General features: G+C 39.4%; 14 protein-coding genes. 11 read left to right on the plus strand and 3 right to left on the minus strand.

Features of this window, described 5'->3' with window-relative positions:
* Positions 1-417: 417 nt before the first annotated feature.
* From AC5JMK_RS12255 to AC5JMK_RS12305, 11 genes are all read left to right on the plus strand, one after another.
* Complete coding sequence (locus tag AC5JMK_RS12255; RefSeq protein WP_495910196.1) at positions 418-4,578, plus strand: WD40 domain-containing protein; 4,161 nt, start codon at positions 418-420, stop codon at positions 4,576-4,578.
* 303 nt (positions 4,579-4,881) lie between these two features.
* Positions 4,882-5,469 carry a thylakoid membrane photosystem I accumulation factor gene (locus AC5JMK_RS12260; protein WP_495910197.1) on the plus strand — a complete coding sequence of 196 codons (588 nt, stop codon included), beginning with the start codon at positions 4,882-4,884 and terminating at the stop codon, positions 5,467-5,469.
* A 265-nt stretch (positions 5,470-5,734) separates the two neighbouring features.
* A complete protein-coding gene (locus AC5JMK_RS12265) occupies positions 5,735-6,346 on the plus strand; it encodes a hypothetical protein (protein WP_096673047.1) in 612 nt (203 codons plus the stop codon).
* Between the two features lie 497 nt (positions 6,347-6,843).
* Entirely contained in the window at positions 6,844-7,062 is a 219-nt protein-coding gene (locus tag AC5JMK_RS12270; protein WP_096675982.1) for a CTB family bacteriocin, read from the plus strand.
* A 119-nt stretch (positions 7,063-7,181) separates the two neighbouring features.
* Positions 7,182-7,400: a CTB family bacteriocin gene (locus AC5JMK_RS12275; RefSeq protein WP_495910198.1), complete on the plus strand. Its 219-nt coding sequence runs from the start codon at positions 7,182-7,184 to the stop codon at positions 7,398-7,400.
* A 268-nt stretch (positions 7,401-7,668) separates the two neighbouring features.
* Entirely contained in the window at positions 7,669-7,935 is a 267-nt protein-coding gene (locus AC5JMK_RS12280; RefSeq protein ID WP_096673052.1) for a CTB family bacteriocin, read from the plus strand.
* 73 nt (positions 7,936-8,008) lie between these two features.
* Positions 8,009-8,206, plus strand: coding sequence for a hypothetical protein (locus AC5JMK_RS12285; protein ID WP_096673054.1), 198 nt, complete (start codon positions 8,009-8,011; stop codon positions 8,204-8,206).
* A 190-nt stretch (positions 8,207-8,396) separates the two neighbouring features.
* The gene (locus tag AC5JMK_RS12290) at positions 8,397-9,494 is read left to right on the plus strand and encodes a cyclic nucleotide-binding domain-containing protein (protein WP_096673056.1); all 1,098 of its coding nucleotides are present in this window, start codon (positions 8,397-8,399) and stop codon (positions 9,492-9,494) included.
* Between the two features lie 214 nt (positions 9,495-9,708).
* Positions 9,709-11,148, plus strand: coding sequence for an NHLP bacteriocin system secretion protein (locus AC5JMK_RS12295; protein WP_495910199.1), 1,440 nt, complete (start codon positions 9,709-9,711; stop codon positions 11,146-11,148).
* Positions 11,149-11,440: 292 nt separating this feature from the next.
* Positions 11,441-13,765 (plus strand): NHLP family bacteriocin export ABC transporter peptidase/permease/ATPase subunit, encoded by a 2,325-nt coding sequence (locus tag AC5JMK_RS12300; RefSeq protein WP_495910200.1) that lies wholly within the window; start codon positions 11,441-11,443, stop codon positions 13,763-13,765.
* 90 nt (positions 13,766-13,855) lie between these two features.
* Complete coding sequence (locus AC5JMK_RS12305) at positions 13,856-16,780, plus strand: NHLP bacteriocin export ABC transporter permease/ATPase subunit (protein ID WP_495910201.1); 2,925 nt, start codon at positions 13,856-13,858, stop codon at positions 16,778-16,780.
* A gap of 251 nt (positions 16,781-17,031) precedes the next feature.
* On the opposite strand, the gene AC5JMK_RS12310 is transcribed toward AC5JMK_RS12305, so the two are convergent.
* From AC5JMK_RS12310 to AC5JMK_RS12320, 3 genes are all read right to left on the minus strand, one after another.
* Positions 17,032-17,421 carry a hypothetical protein gene (locus AC5JMK_RS12310; protein ID WP_495910223.1) on the minus strand — a complete coding sequence of 130 codons (390 nt, stop codon included), beginning with the start codon at positions 17,419-17,421 and terminating at the stop codon, positions 17,032-17,034.
* 344 nt (positions 17,422-17,765) lie between these two features.
* The gene (locus tag AC5JMK_RS12315; RefSeq protein WP_096673064.1) at positions 17,766-18,080 is read right to left on the minus strand and encodes a hypothetical protein; all 315 of its coding nucleotides are present in this window, start codon (positions 18,078-18,080) and stop codon (positions 17,766-17,768) included.
* A gap of 122 nt (positions 18,081-18,202) precedes the next feature.
* Positions 18,203-18,979 (minus strand): MinD/ParA family ATP-binding protein, encoded by a 777-nt coding sequence (locus tag AC5JMK_RS12320; protein ID WP_096673066.1) that lies wholly within the window; start codon positions 18,977-18,979, stop codon positions 18,203-18,205.
* Positions 18,980-19,069: the final 90 nt, after the last annotated feature.

Consider the following 19,069-nt stretch of genomic DNA (forward strand, 5'->3'; position numbering starts at 1 on the left):
CACCCTAAGAGCTAGTCACATAAAGGCTTTGATAGTTGTCGGAGATGTCTAATCCAGGTTCCTGCACAAGATACTACTTCAGCAAGCAATAATCTACCCAAGCGAGTAGTGCAAATTAAAAATGAGTTTGCTTTTGATCAAGATCTACAATTACCTATCTCAGCAGCAGCTAAGAAAAAATAAAAATGATGCGATCGCACCCTCGCTTTCAAATAACATAAAGATTAAGTATCAAAAACTACAGCTAAATCAATTAAGACATCATAAATCAATGCAGATTTAGTTATAAAAATCACATACAATTCTATTGGGAATCAGTTATCAAGCTATCAGATGTATGTTGGAGGAATTGTTTCTCAAGTGATATAACTAATAACTATTAAATCCGGTCAGTCTCAGCAATTCCAACTGGAACCCATGAAACTACAGCAATACTTAACCTACCAATATCAAGTCGGGGGTAGTCTACCACCTAATTCTCCCACTTATGTGACACGGCAGGCAGATCAAGATTTGTACGCGGCGCTGAAAGGGGGAGAATTTTGTTATGTTCTCAATTCGCGACAGATGGGTAAATCTAGTCTGCGGATAAGGACGATGCAAAGGTTACAAGAAGAAGGAATTGCTTGTGCTGCTGTGGATATTACTGCAATTGGAACTTGGGATATTACCCCAGAACAATGGTATGCAGGGGTAATTGATAGCTTGGTGGGAAGTTTCAATTTATATCACAATTTTGATTTAGAAACCTGGTGGAATGATCATCATTTGCTTTCGCCAGTACAGCGATTTAGCAAGTTTATTGAAGATGTTTTACTCGTAGAAATTACTGAACAGATAGTAATTTTTGTTGATGAAATTGATAGCGTCCTCAGTTTGAGTTTTCCGATTGAGGATTTTTTTGCTGTGATTCGTAATTGTTACAATCAACGTGCTGACCAACCAGTATATAATCGTCTGAATTTTGTGTTAATCGGTGTAGCTACTCTTAGTGATTTGATTATAGATAAAAAACGCACACCGTTTAATATTGGTAAAGCAATTGAATTACAAGGATTTAAGTTAGAAGAAGTTGAATCGCTGACGCAAGGATTAGTAAGAAAAGTTACTAATCCTCAAGCTGTGATGCGAGAGATTTTGGTTTGGACTGGTGGACAACCGTTTTTGACGCAGAAGTTGTGTGAAATTATCTTGCGAGAGTTGGAAGAAAATAGACCTAATCTATTCCCTAGCAGGGAAGCAGGGGAATTTTTTAACTTTGTTGATGGGAGAGAGTTCGGAGGAGATATTCTTCCTTGTGGGAATAGCAGAGGGGATGGAGTAGAAGCAATTATCAAATCTCAAATTCTGGAAAATTGGGAATTTCGCGATGAACCAGTACATTTGCGGACGATTCGCGATCGCATCCTGAAAAATCATCAAAAAGCCTGCAAATTATTAGATTTATACCAAATAATTTTACAGCACGGGCAATTAGCATGTGACGATAGCCAGGAACAGAGGGAATTACGACTGACGGGATTAGTAATCGAACGAGATGGTAAGTTAAAAGTATACAACCGAATTTACGAGGCTATTTTTAATCAAAACTGGGTGACAAAAGCCTTAACAGATTTACGATCCTACCCAGAAGCATTAGAATCTTGGGTTAGTACTAATCAAGAAGCACACAAACAAGCAAAGCAGATTGTAGAGTCAGCCCAACAGAAAGCCAAGCGCCAAACTTACATTGGGGCTGGTATTTTAGGAGTGTCGCTGCTAGGGGCTTTAATAGTAGCAGTAGGAACAGAACAAGCCAGACAAAGGGCTTTTACTGCAATTCAAGTGGAACGTAATGGTAACTATGCTTTGGAAAGATTTAAGCAAAACCAAATTGATGGTTTATTGATGGCGATGTCAGCAGGACAAACCCTCAAACGTTTAGTTAACCAAAATCATTCTATAGTTGATTACCCTGCTTTTAGTCCCATCCTCAGCATTCAAGATATTCTGGCACAGATTCAACAGAAAAATTCCTTTGAAGATTCTAGCCGTCCTACAAATATCGCATTTAGCCCTGATGGCAAAACAATAGCTTCTGGCAGTAATTATACAATCAAATTTTGGGATATTACCACAGGTCAAGTGATCAAAACATTGGCTGGGAATGAAGGTGTCAAAAGTGTTGCATTTAGCCCTGATGGTAAAATAATTGCTTCTGGCGGTTATGACAAAACAATCAAGCTTTGGGATATTACTACAGGTCAAGTAATCAAAACCCTATCGAGTCAAAATAATTCGATTTATGAAATCAAATTTAGTCCTAATAGCAAAATACTTGCTTCCCGTAGTAATAACAATATTATTCAACTTTGGGACGTCACCACTGGTAAAGTCATCAAAAATCTCTCCGATCACACCGATTTAGTTAATAGCATTGTCTTCAGCCCGGATGGTAAAATACTTGCTTCGGCTAGTTCTGACACTACAATCAAATTTTGGGATGTTGCGACTGGTAAAGCGATCAAAACTTTAACTGGGCATGTTGATACAGTTAATAGCATCGCATTTAGTCCCGATGGTAATCTAATTGCTTCTGGTAGTGATGACAAAACAATCAAACTTTGGGATGTCACCACTGGTAAAGCTAAAACTTTTCTAGGAAACAACAGTCCGGTTACTAGCGTTGCATTTAGCCCAGATAGCAATATGATTGTTTCTGGTAATTACGAAAATACAATTAAAATTTGGGATGTCACGACTGCCAAAGCTACCCACACTCTACATGGGCATGAGGGTAGTGTCAAAAGCGTAACATTTAGCCCCGATGGTAATCTGATTGCTTCTAGTGGTGATGACAACAAAATTAAACTTTGGGACTTTAGCAAGAATCAAGATATTAAAACTTTAAATGGGCATGAATCTCAAATCAATACTATCGGATTTAGCCCGGATAGTAAAATAATTGCTTCTGGTAGTGTTGACAACACAATCAAACTCTGGGATACCAATACTGGTAAAACAATTAATAGCTTTGTAGAACATAGCGCTGGGGTTACAAGTATTGTATTTAGTCCAGATGGCAAAACACTTGCTTCTGGTAGCGGTGACAAGACGATTAAACTCTGGGATGTTACTACTGGTAAAGCCATCACAACTTTCAGTGGGAATGATTTGTCTATTAGTAGTGTTGGATTTAGCCCGGATGGTAAAATAATTGCTTCTGGAAGTTATGACAGTAAGATTAAACTCTGGGATATTGCAACTAGCAAAGAAATTTTAACTTTATCTGATCACAGTGGTGCGATCGCAACTATCAAATTTAGCTCAGATGGCAAAATCCTTGCTTCGGGAAGTACTGACAAAACTATCAAAATTTGGGATGTCGCTACTGGTAAAGTCATCAAAACCCTCACCTATGGAAGTTCAGTTACAAGCATTGCATTTAGTCCAGATGGTAAAATCCTTGTTGCTGGAAGTGATGACAAAACAATTAAACTTTGGGATATCGCCAGTGAAAAAGTGATTAAAACTTTGACTGGACATAGCGATATTGTCAAAAGTGTAGTGTTTACTCCAGATGGCAAAGTTGTAGCTTCTGGTAGCAATGACAATACAATTAAACTTTGGAATGTTGCCACTGGTAAAGAAATTCGCACCCTCACAGGACATACTTCTGCTGTCACCAGCGTTGCGTTTAGCAGTGATGGTAAAGTCCTTGCTTCTGGAAGTGCTGATGAAACAGTCAAACTTTGGCGTTTAAATATAGATGATGTCCTCTCACGGGGATGTATTACCTTACAACCATATTTAATTTCCCATCCAGAAACTTTAGAAAAACTCAAAGTTTGCCAAAATCAATCTCTGTTTTTAGCAGCAGCACCAGCGTTAGTTAATCAAGGTGAAAACTTAGCAACAGAAGGTAAATATCAAGAGGCTGTGGCTAAGTTTAAAAAAGCGAAAAAATGGGACTCTAAATTAGATATTAATCCCAATGTGAAAGCAGCCCCAGCTTTTGTGACTCAAGGTATTGAACTTGCAATGCAGGGTGATTTTTCTGGTACGTTTAGAAAATTTAGACAAGCGCAGAAACTTGATCCCAAAATTGATCTTAATCCATATACTGAAGGTGTACAAAATCATGCCGAATTTGTTGCCAAACAGCTAGCAGCAGAAGGTTTAATTCATCAACGAAATTTAATTTCCAAAGCTGAAGAGTATTTAAAACAGGGTGATTTGACAAAATCTGTCGCTGCATACACAGAAATTGAAAAGTTACAACCATCTAAACAAACCTTAGCTAATTCTTGGAATAATCTCTGCTGGGAAGGTAGCTTGCGTGGTTACGCTAAAGATGTGATATTTGCTTGTGAAAAAGCTGTGTCTCTTCTACCTGATGATGGTAATGTCCACGATAGTCGTGGTTTAGCAAGGGCGCTAACTGGTGACACCAAGGGCGCAATTGAAGATTTTCAGGTATATATCCAATGGATTGATAATCCTGGGGCGAAAGCGAAACGCCAAAGTTGGGTGAAAGATTTAAGTGCAGGGAAGAACCCGTTGACACCGGAGGTGTTACAGAAGTTGCAGAGTGAGTAAACAATTCTTAAAATCGTACGAGTCGTTTCCCTCTCATCTTTTTCAAAAAAACCGCTTGCGATTTAAATCGCAGTCTCATAGCAAAAGTCTGCTTCAGCAGACTGTTTGATCTTATTGAGTCGTCTGAAGACGACTTGTGCTATTAGCTAAGGGTTTAAACCCTTAGCAGTGAAAAATTGGGACTACCATCCAGTACGGGAGTGTCAAAGAAGCGTTATCTTAAAAATTGTAGCAGGCGTCATAATATTAAGTGCTGAATTCAGTATCCACTGACAAAAAATAGAGGTTAAAAGGTTCTTTTTGATGAAAGGCATAAAGTTGCAATTTTTACCAAATATTATTCTGGAGTGGCGACGCTGTTTTTCCTTAGTTTTGCTGCTTGTGTGCCTATTGTCTCTAAGTATGCCACCAGCGTTTGCAGAACTTAAAGATGACAGATACGACGGCAATATCTTTGTGGTTTATGCTGGGAATGGTTCATTGGTTCCGCCTAGAGCTACACTAGTATCAGCGTTAAATACACATAAACCAGCATTATTGGTTTTCTATGTTGATGACAGCCGTGATTGCAAAGAATATGCGATCGTTGTCTCACGGTTACAAGCATTTTATGGTGGAGTCACAGAGATGATTCCTGTTGATGTAGATTCGATTGTACCCACGCAAACTTACGATTCCACAGAGCCGGGTTATTATTACTCTGGTGCTGTTCCCCAAGTTGTCTTGTTTGATAAATCGGGTCAGATTGTCTTAAATAAGACAGGTCAAGTTCCATACGAAGAAGTAGACAACCAATTACGAAAACTGTTTGATTTGTTACCACGTTCTGAATCAGTGGAGTTAAAACGCCGTTCCTTTAATGAGTTAAATAGTGAATTAACAGAAGAATAATTGTTGTGGGCAGACAAAGTTAGTCTGCCTAAAAATTTAGTACAACTTGATACTGCATTTTCTAGAAACACCAGAGAAAATATCTAAATAAGGGTAGAAACTAAAAGAAAAGTTCAAAAAACCCGCTCAGCAGACTAATTAATTTATTGGAGTCGTCTTTAGACGACTTGTGCTATCAACTAAGGGTTTAAACTCTTAGTATATTGAAAAAATTGGGATGCTCCCAAAGAAAATGACTAATGACCCTTGACCATTGAAATGCTTTATGACGTCAAAGGTTTATACTACAGAGGATCTGATCAAAATTTTGGCAGCCGAACGTCAAGCTTGTTTGAAAGGCGATCGCCTCAAATTAGAGGTAGATGTTTCTGGTAATCCTGTAATTGACCAATTTATCAGAACTGATGGGCTGCAAATGTTCACTGCCTATCAAGATTTTAAAGCTGCTATCCATGAATACCAAAAAGAATATCTTGTTTCTGGGATTATTTGGCGTGAGGTGAGTGTTAAAGGTAAAACCTTGCGTTATCCCGAAATCGATTCTCAGTTAATTGCTTTATCTGGTGACTTAAATATATTAAAAGTGGCAAAAAATTCCATCTTAGAATTTTGGAACCAAGTCACTATAGAAATGGATTTATATTTGAGTATTAAGAATGGTAAACAATATCAACAAATAATTAAAGCTGATGTTGATCGAATTGCCCACAGAACAGAATGGGCAAGTATATGTTGTTTTGAAAAATCTAACTTCTTAGAAATAATTTTACAGTTGGGATGGGGTCAACCACAAGAAGCATGTTATAAAAGAGGTTTTCCAACATCAGGTAGTGAGTTTATTCATGCTGTCAACCCTGGTAATCATCCAATTGCTTGATCTTGTTGATGCTCAAAAGACTAGCTGCTAGCTAGGAAAAGATATCAAATGGTTTCTATACCATCTCGAATGAGAGTTTGGTCATCTACGAGTAACAAACGAACCATAATAGAAGTACATCTAAAATTTTGCAAGAGTACTACCCCAGTGTAGAACTATGTCTGCGTAATGAATAGTCACAGAAGAAGCGAATTTAAGGGTAACTGGCGAGTATTACTCATTCATTTGAAATGAATTTTTGTCTATAGTTTCCAACTTTAGTCGTAGGAATATTTACCTAATTTATCAACGAAAGTCCCTGTCAGTTTATCTATTTAGTTGAGTTGAGAGTATAGACGTTTTTCAGATGTTGTATTCCTCAACAAAATTCTACTATGAATTCAGTTGCGAAGGCAATCAAACAAAGGCGACAAAAAAACAAGTTAAATTGTTTCCAAAATTTTGCTTTCTTCAACTAGTACACAACACACAAACAAAACACACAATCGAGGTAAATTATGCATTCTGAAATCAACAAAATTGAATTGTCTGAGCAAGAATTAGATGTAGTAGCAGGTGGTGCTGCTCTCCAAAACGTTGAAACAGATTTCACCAAAGAAGTTAACTTTATTGCTCAAAGCACCGAGAGCAATGATCAAGGTAGCCGCTCAGATTCTGTTGTCTTAAATCAGCTTGTAGATACTGATGCTCGCAACAATATTAAGTTGGACTTCTAAATAAATCCACTCTGAATAAATCAAGCAGAGTTAGCCCTAATCAATTAATCAGGTGTATAACTTCTGCTTTCCTTAACTAGTACACAATACACAAACAAAACACACAATCGAGGTAAATTATGCATTCTGAAATCAACAAAATTGAATTGTCTGAGCAAGAACTAGATGTAGTAGCAGGTGGTGCTGCTCTTCAAAACGTTGAAACCGATTTCACCAAAGAAGTTAACTTTATTGCTCAAAGCACCGAGAGCAATGATAAAGGTAGCCGCTCAGATTCTGTAATTTTGAATGAGTATACCAAGACTGATGCTGAGAATAAGATTCAGTTGGATTTCTAAATAAATCTACTCTGAACAAATTAAGCAGAGTTAGCCCTAATCAATTAATTAGGTGCATAACTTCTGCTTTTATTAACTAATAAGCAACACAGGGAGCATCCCAAATGTTCAAAAAATCCGCCTAAACTCTGCTGAAGCAGACTGCTTGATTTACTTAGAGTCGTATGAAAACGACTTGTGCTATTAGCTAAGGGTTTAAGCTTTAGCGGTATATTGAAAAAATTGGGATGCTCCCGCAACACACAAATTGCATAAATTGAGAACCATAATGTCTGAAGATACTTCGCAAGAAATGAACAATTACAATGCTGCTATCGAGTTATCTGATCAGGAATTAGATGTTGTAGCAGGAGGTTTCAAATTTTCGCAACTAGCTAAAACTGATTTCTTCAAAAAAGAAATCATTATTGCCCAGCACACAGAGAGTCGTGGTGATTATAGTAGCTCAGATTTATTTATTCAAATTACTGAGATCAAAAGTAGTGCTTTGAATGAAATAGACTTTGATTCCAATAATCAAATTCAGCAGAGTTAAGCTTAAATAAATTCATCAAAGACACAATCTATGCTTTAACAATACACAAAAAATATAACTCAAGGATGTATTTATGCCTGATGAAACTCATAAAAACGATCAATTAATAGAGTTGAATGAGCAAGAACTAGATGCTATGGCAGGTGGTAACAAAAATGTTGACTATGTTGCTCATCAACTTAATTTAGTTCCGGATAATTTAACACAATCAGTCTCCCAATCTGTAGATAAGATCTTCTCTGCAATTTCTCTCATCGGTCTGAATTTTTAAACAATGCCACGTAATACCGAATCAGGGAATATTGTAAAGAAATATAACATTTTTGAATGGTTGCATAAATTCCTAACCTACCTCAGATAGTTACATAAAGGTTCAAACAGAGGTCGCTCGATTTTATGCTTGTATTTATTTCCCAATGCTAATACTCTCACACCCTTAGAAAATATAAGAGAGTCTAATTATGACAGAAGTTCTACTCAAGGAACTTAGTAATAGTGATATTGATTGGATGCTAAAGACTGGTAGTAGAGAAGAAATTACCACAGGTCAAGTTCTCATCCGTCAAGGTGAACCTGTCAATGCTTTATATATTCTCTTAGATGGAGCATTAACAGTTTCCATATCTCAGGCTAACAACAATCCACTAGGACGTGCGTTTGCAGCCCTAGAAGGTGGTGAAATGTCAGGGCGTGAAATCGCTAGATTATTTAGTGGTGAAATGGTAGGAGAAATTCCTTTTATAGAGTCATACTTACCTTCTACCACTGTTAAAGCACTCAAAAATTCGCAAGTTTTATCGATTCCGCAACAACACCTAACAACAAAACTGAAACAAGATATCAGTTTTGCAGCCCATCTTTACCGAGCAAGTGCAATTCTGCTTGCAGACAGACTAGAAAAAATAGTAAATCAACTCGGTAATAGTACGCTAGTTCTCAGCCAACCTCGGCTAAGAGAAATATTATTTATTTTCGCAGAATTGCATGATAGCGATATTGATTGGTTGATTGTTGCAGGGAATGTAAACCAAATTACCGCAGGTACTGTCCTTATTCCTAGCGGTAGGCCTGTTGAAGCATTGCATATCCTCCTTGATGGAAAATTGACGCTTTCTACCTCTGAAGACGATCGCAATCCTTTAACTCGTGCATTTTCCAATTTGGAAAACAGCGAAACTGTAGAACGCGAGTTTGCTAACTTATCTAGAGGCGACATTGTAGGAGAAACCCCTTTTGTAGAGGCTCCTCCACCCTCCATGTCTGTTAAAGCCGCAGAAGATTCAATAGTTTTGTCGATTCCTCGCTGGCGATTAGCCGCTAAGCTGCTACATGATGTTGGTTTTGCTGCCCGTTTTTATCGTGTACTGGCTGTTCTGTTGGCAGATAAACAACAAGCAATAGTCAGTCGCCTTGGTTACGGTAGGCTCAGTTATAGTACGGGTCAATCGTTGGGTGAAAATATCGAATATGAGAATGAACTGGATGCCAATTTTTTAAGTCAAGTGGCGCTAGCTGGGGCCAGATTTGACTGGATGTTAAAAAGAATTAGCCGCACTTAAAATTTGTCATTTGTCATTTGTCATTGTTAAGAGTTTAGATTACTTGCCTTCTGTTTATTAAGGTAGACTTACTAAAATTTCGTGAATAGTAATCAGTGAAAAGTAATGAAATGAGTCTACGTATGTGCGTATTCTCAGTTCATAAATTTATTTATATAAATTAACTGATAACTGATAACTGGTAACTGATAACTGATAACTGAATATTAAGATTATGGTTACTCAAAAAAATAATCTATTTCGTAAACAAGCTTTAGATCATTCATCTTCACCTGAGCGCTTAGATCAGTTGATGCAAGTAGTTAGCCCAACCAAGTGGCTACCTTTAATTGGTCTAGGTATTTTGGTTGCATCTGGTTTAACCTGGAGTGTATTGGGTCGTGTTCCGATTACAGTTGAGGGTAAAGGTGTACTTATTTTTCCTAGCAAAGTAGTCGGATTCGACTTTCCTTCTTCAGGACAATTGCAGACATTGAATGTACGTGTTGGCGACTTTGTCAAGAAAGGACAAGTCATTGGAACGATTGACCAAAATGAACTGCAAGCGCAAATTTTACAACAACGTGGCAAGCTAGCACAGCTACAAGCCCAAGATCAAGATGCTAATTCACTTCAAGATCAACGCACTCAACAACAGATCATTACGATCGCTCAACAGCGTCAAAATTTAGAGGTACAATTACAGCAAGCCCAGGCTCTGACTCCAATTCTTAAAAGCAAAAACTTGGGTGCGATCGCTCAACAGCGACAAAACCTATTACAAAATTTGCGTGATGCTGAAACTTTGGCTCCTACTCTCAAGCAAAGACTTGAGCGGCGTCAAGCGCTGAAGAATGAAGGAGCTATTTCAGATGATGCAGTGTTGGAAGCCCAACAAACCTACCTCAATAGTCTACAAAAAATCTCTGAACTCAAACAACAACTCAAGCAGCTCGACATTAGTCAAGTTCAAGCCCAAAAATCCTACCTAGAGAATCTCAGCCAAATTGATAATTTCAAAACTCAATTGACAGAACTAAATGCTCAACAAAAAAGTCTAGCAGAACGAAATTTCCAAACTTCCGTGACTCGGAAAAATCAGATTCAAGATTTGCAGCGTAGCATCGCCCAACTGGAATTACAACTAAAAAACAATACTCAAGTTCTCAGTAATTATACAGGAAGAATTTTAGAGCTTACCGTCAATCCTGGACAAAGTTTGGCTCCAGGAACTCGCCTTGGTACAATAGATATTCAACAAACACCATCTACAAAGTTACAAGCAGTTGTATTTATTCCTGTTAATGACGGCAAAAAACTGCAAAAGGGAATGAAGTTACAAATTACACCATCGACTGTTGAGCGAGAACGCTTTGGTGGTATTGTTGGTGCGATCGCTGATGTTTCGTCCTTTCCGATCACAAAAGCAGGTGCAGCAAAGATTGTGGGTAATGCAGATATTGTTAACAGCTTAGTAACCGCACAACCTCAGATTCAAGTTATCGCCGAACTTCAACCAGACACCTCAACCTTCAGTGGCTACAAGTGGTCTTCTTCCAAAGGGCCAGAACAGAAAATTACTTCTGGAACAACTTCCTCCGTGCGAGTCACCGTGAAAGAAGAAGCACCTATTAGTTTTGTATTGCCGATTCTTAAGTCAATTGGTGGATCGTAGGGGATTGGGGTTTGGGGAATGGGGAATGGGGAATGGGGAATGGGGAATGGGTAGTGTGAGGGGTGAGGGACAAGGAGAAAAATTAAAAAGTAAAAAGTAAATCCCCATAAATAAATTAAGGGGATTTAAAACGGACGCGTTTTTTATCGCGCTGCGCGTCTCTCAAAAAGTATTTTTACTTTTTTTTCATAAATAAATTTAGGGGCTTTAAACCCTTTTTTATTTCTTCTTTATGAGTGCCTTTTAACTTTTAACTTTTAACTTGTTCGGTAATGACTAATGACTAATAATTATGTTAAAGCAAAAATTACAAGCACTATTTAAAAAGCGTAAAAATACTCGGCGTCGTACTCCTACCTTACTGCAAATGGAGGCTGTGGAATGCGGCGCTGCTTCTTTAGGAATTATTCTTGGTTATTATGGTCGAATTGTGCCATTGGCAAAACTCCGTCAAGATTGTGGTGTATCGCGTGATGGGAGTAAAGCTACTAATGTTCTCGCTGCTGCTAGAAGCTATGGGTTAAACGCCAAAGGTTTCAAGACAGATTTGGATGGACTGCGGGAAATGGAATGTCCTTACATTGTGTTTTGGAATTTCAACCATTTCTTAGTGGTAGAAGGATTTAGTAAAGATCGAGTTTATCTTAATGATCCTGCTAGTGGACCACGCCATATTTCCATGCAGGAATTTAGCAATTCTTTCACGGGTGTAGTGTTAGTTTTGCAACCTGGTTCGGAGTTCAAAAGAGGGGGACGCAAACCCAGCATTGTTGGGGCTTTGTGGCAAAGAATGCGCTTTTCTGTTGTGGCACTTGTATACTGTGTGGTGGCAGGATTGTTTTTGGTAATTCCTGGGATGGCAATGCCAGCTTTTTCTCAGGTGTTTGTAGATAATATTTTAATTCAGGGTCGCAAAGAATGGTTGAATCCTCTGATTGTGGGGATTTTATTCACAGCATTAATTACTGGATTTTTGACGCTGTTACAGTTGCAGTCTCTGCGTCGGATGAAAATCAAGCTGTCTGTGGGAATGTCGAGTCAATTTCTGTGGCACATTTTACACTTGCCTGTAAGTTTTTATGATCAACGATTTGCTGGGGAAATCAGCAGCCGTGTGCAACTCAATGACTCTTTAGCGGGTTTGCTTTCTGGTAAATTAGCAACCACTGCGATCGCAGCAATTACAGTGATTTTTTATGCAGTAATTATGCTGCAATATGACGTAGTACTAACTTCGATTGGTGTAGTTTTTGTTGCTTTTAATCTCCTCGCCTTGCAGTGGGTGTCACGACGGCGCGTAGATGCAAATATGCGATATCAACAGGATCAAGGCAAAGTTACTGGGGTATCAATTTCTGGTCTCCAAAGTATGGAAACACTCAAGTCGTCTGGCTTGGAGTCAGATTTTTTCTCCAGATGGGCTGGTTACTATGCTAAATCGATCAACGCTAAACAGGAAATGGATGTCACAAACCAGGCTTTAGGGGTGTTACCTTCTTTCCTCTCGAGAATGGTATCCATGTTACTAATCACCGTGGGCGGTTTGCGAGTTATAGATGGTCATTTGAGTATTGGGATGCTGGTAGCATTTCAGGCTTTAATGCAACAATTTATGCAGCCTGTGAACAATCTTATTACTTTGGGAAGCAGCTTGCAAGAAGTAGAAGGTAGTATTACGCGCTTGGATGATGTGTTGCGTAATCCGACGGAGCGGGGAGCGGGGAGCGGGGGACAAGGAGGACAGGGAGGACACGGGGAAACGAGAAGAGCAAACACTAATACCCAATTCCCGATCCCTGTACTCTATGAGAAGCCGCTTACGCGTCTACGCGTAGCGTCTCCTCTGGAGAATCCCCGATTCCCGATCCCCTACTCTGCGACTAAATTGCAAGGATACGTCGAGTTACACAATGTCACATTTGGCTATAACAGGGTTGCTGCTCCTTTAATTGAAAACTTTAATTTCTCTCTAAAACCAGGACAGCGAGTTGCTTTGGTGGGTGGAAGTGGTTCCGGTAAGTCTACGATCGCCAAAATGATTGCTGGATTATATGAACCTTGGGAAGGAGAGATCCTGTTTGATGGTCAACCCAGAAGTGAAATTCCTCGGCAAGTTTTAGTAAATTCTCTAGCTTTAGTAGAACAAGATATCTTTTTGTTTGCTGGCAGTGTCAGAGAAAATTTGACGCTCTGGGATACCACTGTACCAGAAAGTAATTTGATACGTGCTTGTAAAGATGCAGCAATTCACGATATTGTCATCTCCTTACCAGGGGGTTACGGTGCTGAACTATTGGAAGGCGCTAGTAATTTGAGCGGAGGTCAGCGACAGCGTTTGGAAATAGCCCGCTCTTTAGTGAATAATCCCGCTATTTTAGTGATGGATGAAGCTACTAGCGCTCTCGATACTGAGACAGAAAAAATTATTGACCGGAAACTCCGCCAGCGAGGTTGTACTTGCATTATTGTGGCGCATCGACTCAGTACTATCCGCGATTGTGATGAAATTATTGTTTTGGAACGGGGAAAAGTCGTCCAACGCGGAACTCATGACGAATTAAAGCAGGTTGAGGGTAAGTATTTGGAGTTGATTCGCAGTGAGGGGGGAGCGCTTTAATTTTTGGGGATCAGGGATTGGGGACAAGGAAGAAAATATAAAACCAAGCATTTACCATTGACAAATGACTATTGACTATTAATTAATATTATGATTAATCAAATTAGTTATGTAATACCACAGGGACAAGAATATATATTAAAGGGTAATCAACCGATTCTTTTAAATGACCCGGAAACGGTTTGGTTGATTAAGTCTGGTTCGATGGCGTTGTTTGCGATCGCAGTGAAGGATGGTGTTCCGGAGGGTTCTCGGCGTTATTTATTGACTATGGGAGATGGGGAGGCGATGTTCTCTACAATACCCAGTCAAGATAAGGAGCAACGCCAGATCCTAGCGGTATCGATGGAGGAGACAGAACTCCTGAAGATGTCAAAAGCAGATTTTAACAGGTTGATTGCCAACAACGATGGTGAAGCGGTTTCTCTAGTTGAGGGCTGGGTGAATCAGTTAGGCTTGGCACTATCTGAAATTATCCCTCCAGCAATGCCAGTCAAGCCAGAAGGAATCAACTTTTTCTCTTTAAATAAGGACGATATTTTTCAACCCCAACCTAGTACTGTGTCTTGGATGGAAATTCAGTCAGGGTATGCTCGTTGGATGGGAATTGAAAAACTACAATTTTATCCCAGTTCTGGAATTTTGCCTTTGAGTGCAGATATGTGGTTGCAAGCGGATAGTATTGTTGAGCTTGCCACTACTAACACCTCAGATTTGGAAAATGGAGATGTTATATTAAAGAGCCTGTCTCAATTAACAATCTATTTTCTGCAAGGAATTGAGCTATTAGATCAGTCAGAAATAACCGCAGAATTACGTAGATTTCAAGAAAGAGAACGTCTCAATTCTCAAGTAATGCAGGAGGCGTTGGGAGAGCTATCATCTGTACTGGAAGTACGAAAATCAGCTTTTTCTTCCCAGACAAAATCAGCTGATGATCCAGATCAGGCTTTAATGATTGCTGCTGGTGCGGTGGGACGTGCTTTGGGGATTAAGATTTGTCCTCCAGCTCAATCCGAGGATCTTAGACGGGTAGCGGAACCATTAGAAGCGATCGCTCGTGCGTCACAAGTCAGAATGCGCCGGATTTCTTTGGCTGACAAGTGGTGGAAGAAAGATTCTGGGCCGATATTGACTTACACCAAAGACGATCACCCCGTAGCAATATTACCAATTTCTGATAACCATTACGAGATTTTTGATCCTCTCGAGCGGAGCCGTACTCGTGTAGATGAACACACTGCTGCTAAGTTATCTTCGACGGGCTACGTATTTTATCGACCTTTTCCAGATACAAAATTTAAAATCCAAGATTTACTCCAGTTTGCACTGCGAGGACACATCAAGGAGCTAATTTATATAATGCTGGCGGGAGTAGTCACCAGTTTACTAGGGATGCTCACACCCCAAGCTACTGCGATCCTCATTGACAACGCCATTCCGGATGCTAACCGGGGATTATTAATGCAGATTGGCTTAGGTCTTTTGGCTGTCACCTTTGGACAAACCATGTTTGAACTGACTCAAGGATTTGCCATTATCAGACTACAGACTTTTGCTGAATCTTCTACACAGGCGGCGGTATGGGATCGGCTGTTAAATTTGCAAGCATCGTTTTTCCGTCAGTACTCAGTTGGTGATTTGAAATCTCGCGTTAGTAGCATCTCGCAAATTCACCAGAAATTAAGTAGTACTGTAATCAAAAGTATCTTTTCTAGTTTCTTTTCTTTGCTTAATCTCGGATTGTTATTTTACTACAGTGCAACTCTTGCTTTGCTTGCATGTTTGGTTGCGGTTGTCAATATTGGCATCACTATTTTTTCTGGTATTTTGAGTGTACACAAGTTTCGTCCCTTGCTAGAGCTAGAAGGACAAATCTTTGGTGTGATGGTGCAATTGATTAATGGTGTATCGAAAATCCGAGTTTCTGGCGCAGAGACACGAGCTTTTGCCTATTGGAGTAGACAATATACTCATCAACTCAAGCTAATGCTGAGAACCCAGAGCATCGAAGATGGTGTTAGTTTTATCACTAAAGTCCTACCACCTTTAACGAATGCTCTCCTGTTTTGGGTTGCTGCTAGCATGATTCAAGAGTCACCTGGAAGTGGTGGTTTATCTACTGGTGTTTTTCTTGCTTTTAATGCTGCATTTGGCAGCTTTATTGGTGGAGCAACTAGTCTAAGTACCACGGTTGTAGACATTATGCGAGTCTTACCAATGTGGAAGCGTGCTGAACCAATTCTCACAGCCATACCAGAAATCACTTCCAGCAAAACCGATCCTGGTAGACTATCGGGTAAGTTGCTTGTAGACCATGTGGTTTTTCGCTATCGAGATGATGGGCCGATGACTTTGGATGATGTCACTATCAAAGTTGAACCAGGAGAATATATTGCTCTGGTTGGCCCTTCTGGAAGTGGTAAATCCACTCTGTTTCGTTTGTTACTGGGGTTTGATCATCCTGAATCTGGCACAATTTACTACGATGGACAAGATTTGGCTGGATTAGATGTCAATGCTGTGCGCCGACAGCTGGGTGTAGTAATGCAAAATAGCCGGATGATGTCGGGTTCAATCTTTGATAACATTGCTAGCGGCGCTATGATTACGATGGAAGAAGGTTGGGATGCAGCGCGAGCTTCTGGTTTAGCAGATGATATTGAAACTATGCCAATGGGTATGCATACAGTAGTGAGTGAAGGTGCTACTAATTTGTCTGGGGGACAACGACAAAGATTATTAATTGCGCGGGCGTTAGTTTTGAAACCTCGGATTTTGTTGTTTGACGAAGCTACTAGTGCTTTAGATAACAAAACTCAAGCAATTGTCAGTGAAAGCTTGGAAAGATTACAAGTAACCAGAATTGCGATCGCTCACCGACTCAGCACTATCCGTAATGCTCACCGCATATATGTTCTTCAGGGTGGTAGGGTGGTGCAACAGGGTAGTTTTGATGAACTTGCAAAACAACAAGGCTTGTTTGCTCAATTAATGGCGCGACAGATGTTGTGAGTACCGCCTCGGAATTTATTCCGAGTCTCATAGCGCAAGTCCTTTGAAGAGGACTCAAAAAAAAGTTTGTTCCAGTCCACTTGAGTGGACTTTCGCTATGAGCTTGGAACTTTAGTTCTAGGCGGGATACAGTTTCAAAATGAAAAATTTTGACTTGTGTGTACACCGTAGCCGCAAGCGGGGAGGGTTGGGGAACTAGGGGCCCCCTTTGGGGATTATAGCGCTTCTCGGTTGTGTGCAATATGCTGCGCTCAGACGTTACATGTAACGTCTCTACATTGTTCATGGTGGTGTATTTGATTCAAATGAGAACCGCTATAGGGCCAGGGTATACTCCATTTAAATGCAAAGCGCTGTATATAACCAGTTATTTTGCTGGCTGTTTTGAGCGCAAACTCCAAGTTTGAAGTTTCAATGTTCTGACTTAAAACGACAACGTTCTGACTTGAAACAGCAAAGTTCTCGTTTGAAACAACAAAGTTCTCGCTTGAAACGACAAAGTTCTCGTTTGAAACAGCAAAGTTCTCACTTGAAACGACAAAGTTCTGACTTGAAACAGCAAAGTTCTCACTTGAAACAGCAAAGTTCTCGTTTGAAACAGCAAAGTTCTCACTTGAAACGACAAAATTCTCGCTTGAAATGACAAAGTTCTCGCTTGAAACGACAACATTGCGATCGCTCTATTCGTGAGAAACTTGGAAACAATTTGGCAAATCAAATTCGCTATTACATAAATAAACTCTACCCAAGTGAACTTTATAAAATAACCCGCGCAGGCGGGTTTCGTATGTGTAGCCGCGATTTATAATCGCCAGGACTGAATAAATTTTTACTTAAACCGATTTTTCAGTAGTAGTTTAGTCCGTTAAAGCGAACTTAAAATATTAGCTCTGAACTTTAATTAAAGGCGGTTTATGTCTAGAATAAAATAGTCCTGAGTAATTAGAATACAGTTTTCATATAAAACTATTTTGAAGTTTTTTAATTAGCGATAATCGCCGTAGTGATACCAATAGTGCAGAGTATTTCGCATGTTGGGATTAGAAATTTTGTTGATATCAGCAAGGGTCATTTTGCCGCTACGGAAGCGATCTGCCCATTCTTTAGGCACTTTAGGCACACTACCATCATCAACAGTATCCCATTCTCTAATTTTCTCAGTCCAATAGCGATCGCTCGCTTGTTTTGAAGAAATTTTACCCTCCCTAACTTTACGAGATAAACGCTCGGCTTTAGCTTGGGAAGTTTGCGAATTTATCATTAACATTGCTCCAATGGCAAGTAGAGTTTCTATTAACATTTTGACCCTTCAGTAATACTCAGAGTAAATAATTGATATTCCATTGTTAATTCCTCTTAATTTTTGATTTTCTCTTGTTTTTGGCGGAAGATATTTAATCTTCTATTGAGTTGTATATTTAATCATCTATAACTAGCTATCTGTTTGGCGATCGCATTTACTTCGTGTGTCCAAGGATGATCAGGATAGCACAGGCTAAAAATATCTTTACTACCCAGATAAAACATCTCTTCACACACAGGTAAAATACCAGCTACAGTTGTGCCATAAGTTGAAAATACTTGTTGTCTTAAAACCTGAAAATTCAAAGCTGGTAGTGCCTTATTAACTACTAGCATTATATTAGGAACATCTAATTTCCGAGCTACATCTACAGCTACAGCAGTACCTTGGTAATCCTGCTGATCTGGTCGGAGGATGACTACAAGAATATTGGAAATAATGATAGATAGCAGAGTTTCTTCGTTAATTCCAGGATGAGTATCAATAAAAAGATAATCTAGTTTTAAACGTTTAATTAAATGCTGAAAACCATCGTTAAGCAAGCGTGCATCATATCCCTCGCGTAAAATTCGAGAAATTTCACCAGTTTTAATACTAGAGGGAATTAGGAAAACATTACCTCTGATAGCAGCATTTTTCTGCCTCATTTTAATCAGTGGTGTAACATCATAAGCAGCCTTTTCAATTGGACAGCGACCCCACAGATAATCATTCAAAGTATACTTGACATTTCCCTCATCAAGACCGAAAAGAACGTGAATTCCAGGCGACTGAATATCCGTATCAACAATAGCAACTCGCTTACCAGAACGAGCAATTATAGTAGCTATATTAGCAGTTACATTTGATTTACCTGTTCCGCCACGGAACGAATGAACAGACACAACTTTAGACATAATATATATCCTCAAATTTTTAGTTAATATGACTAGTTGGAAAAGGGTTTAGGGGTGTAGGAGGAATAACAAGGAGGACAAGGGAGAAAA

The sequence above is a fragment of the Pelatocladus sp. genome (genome assembly GCF_059505505.1).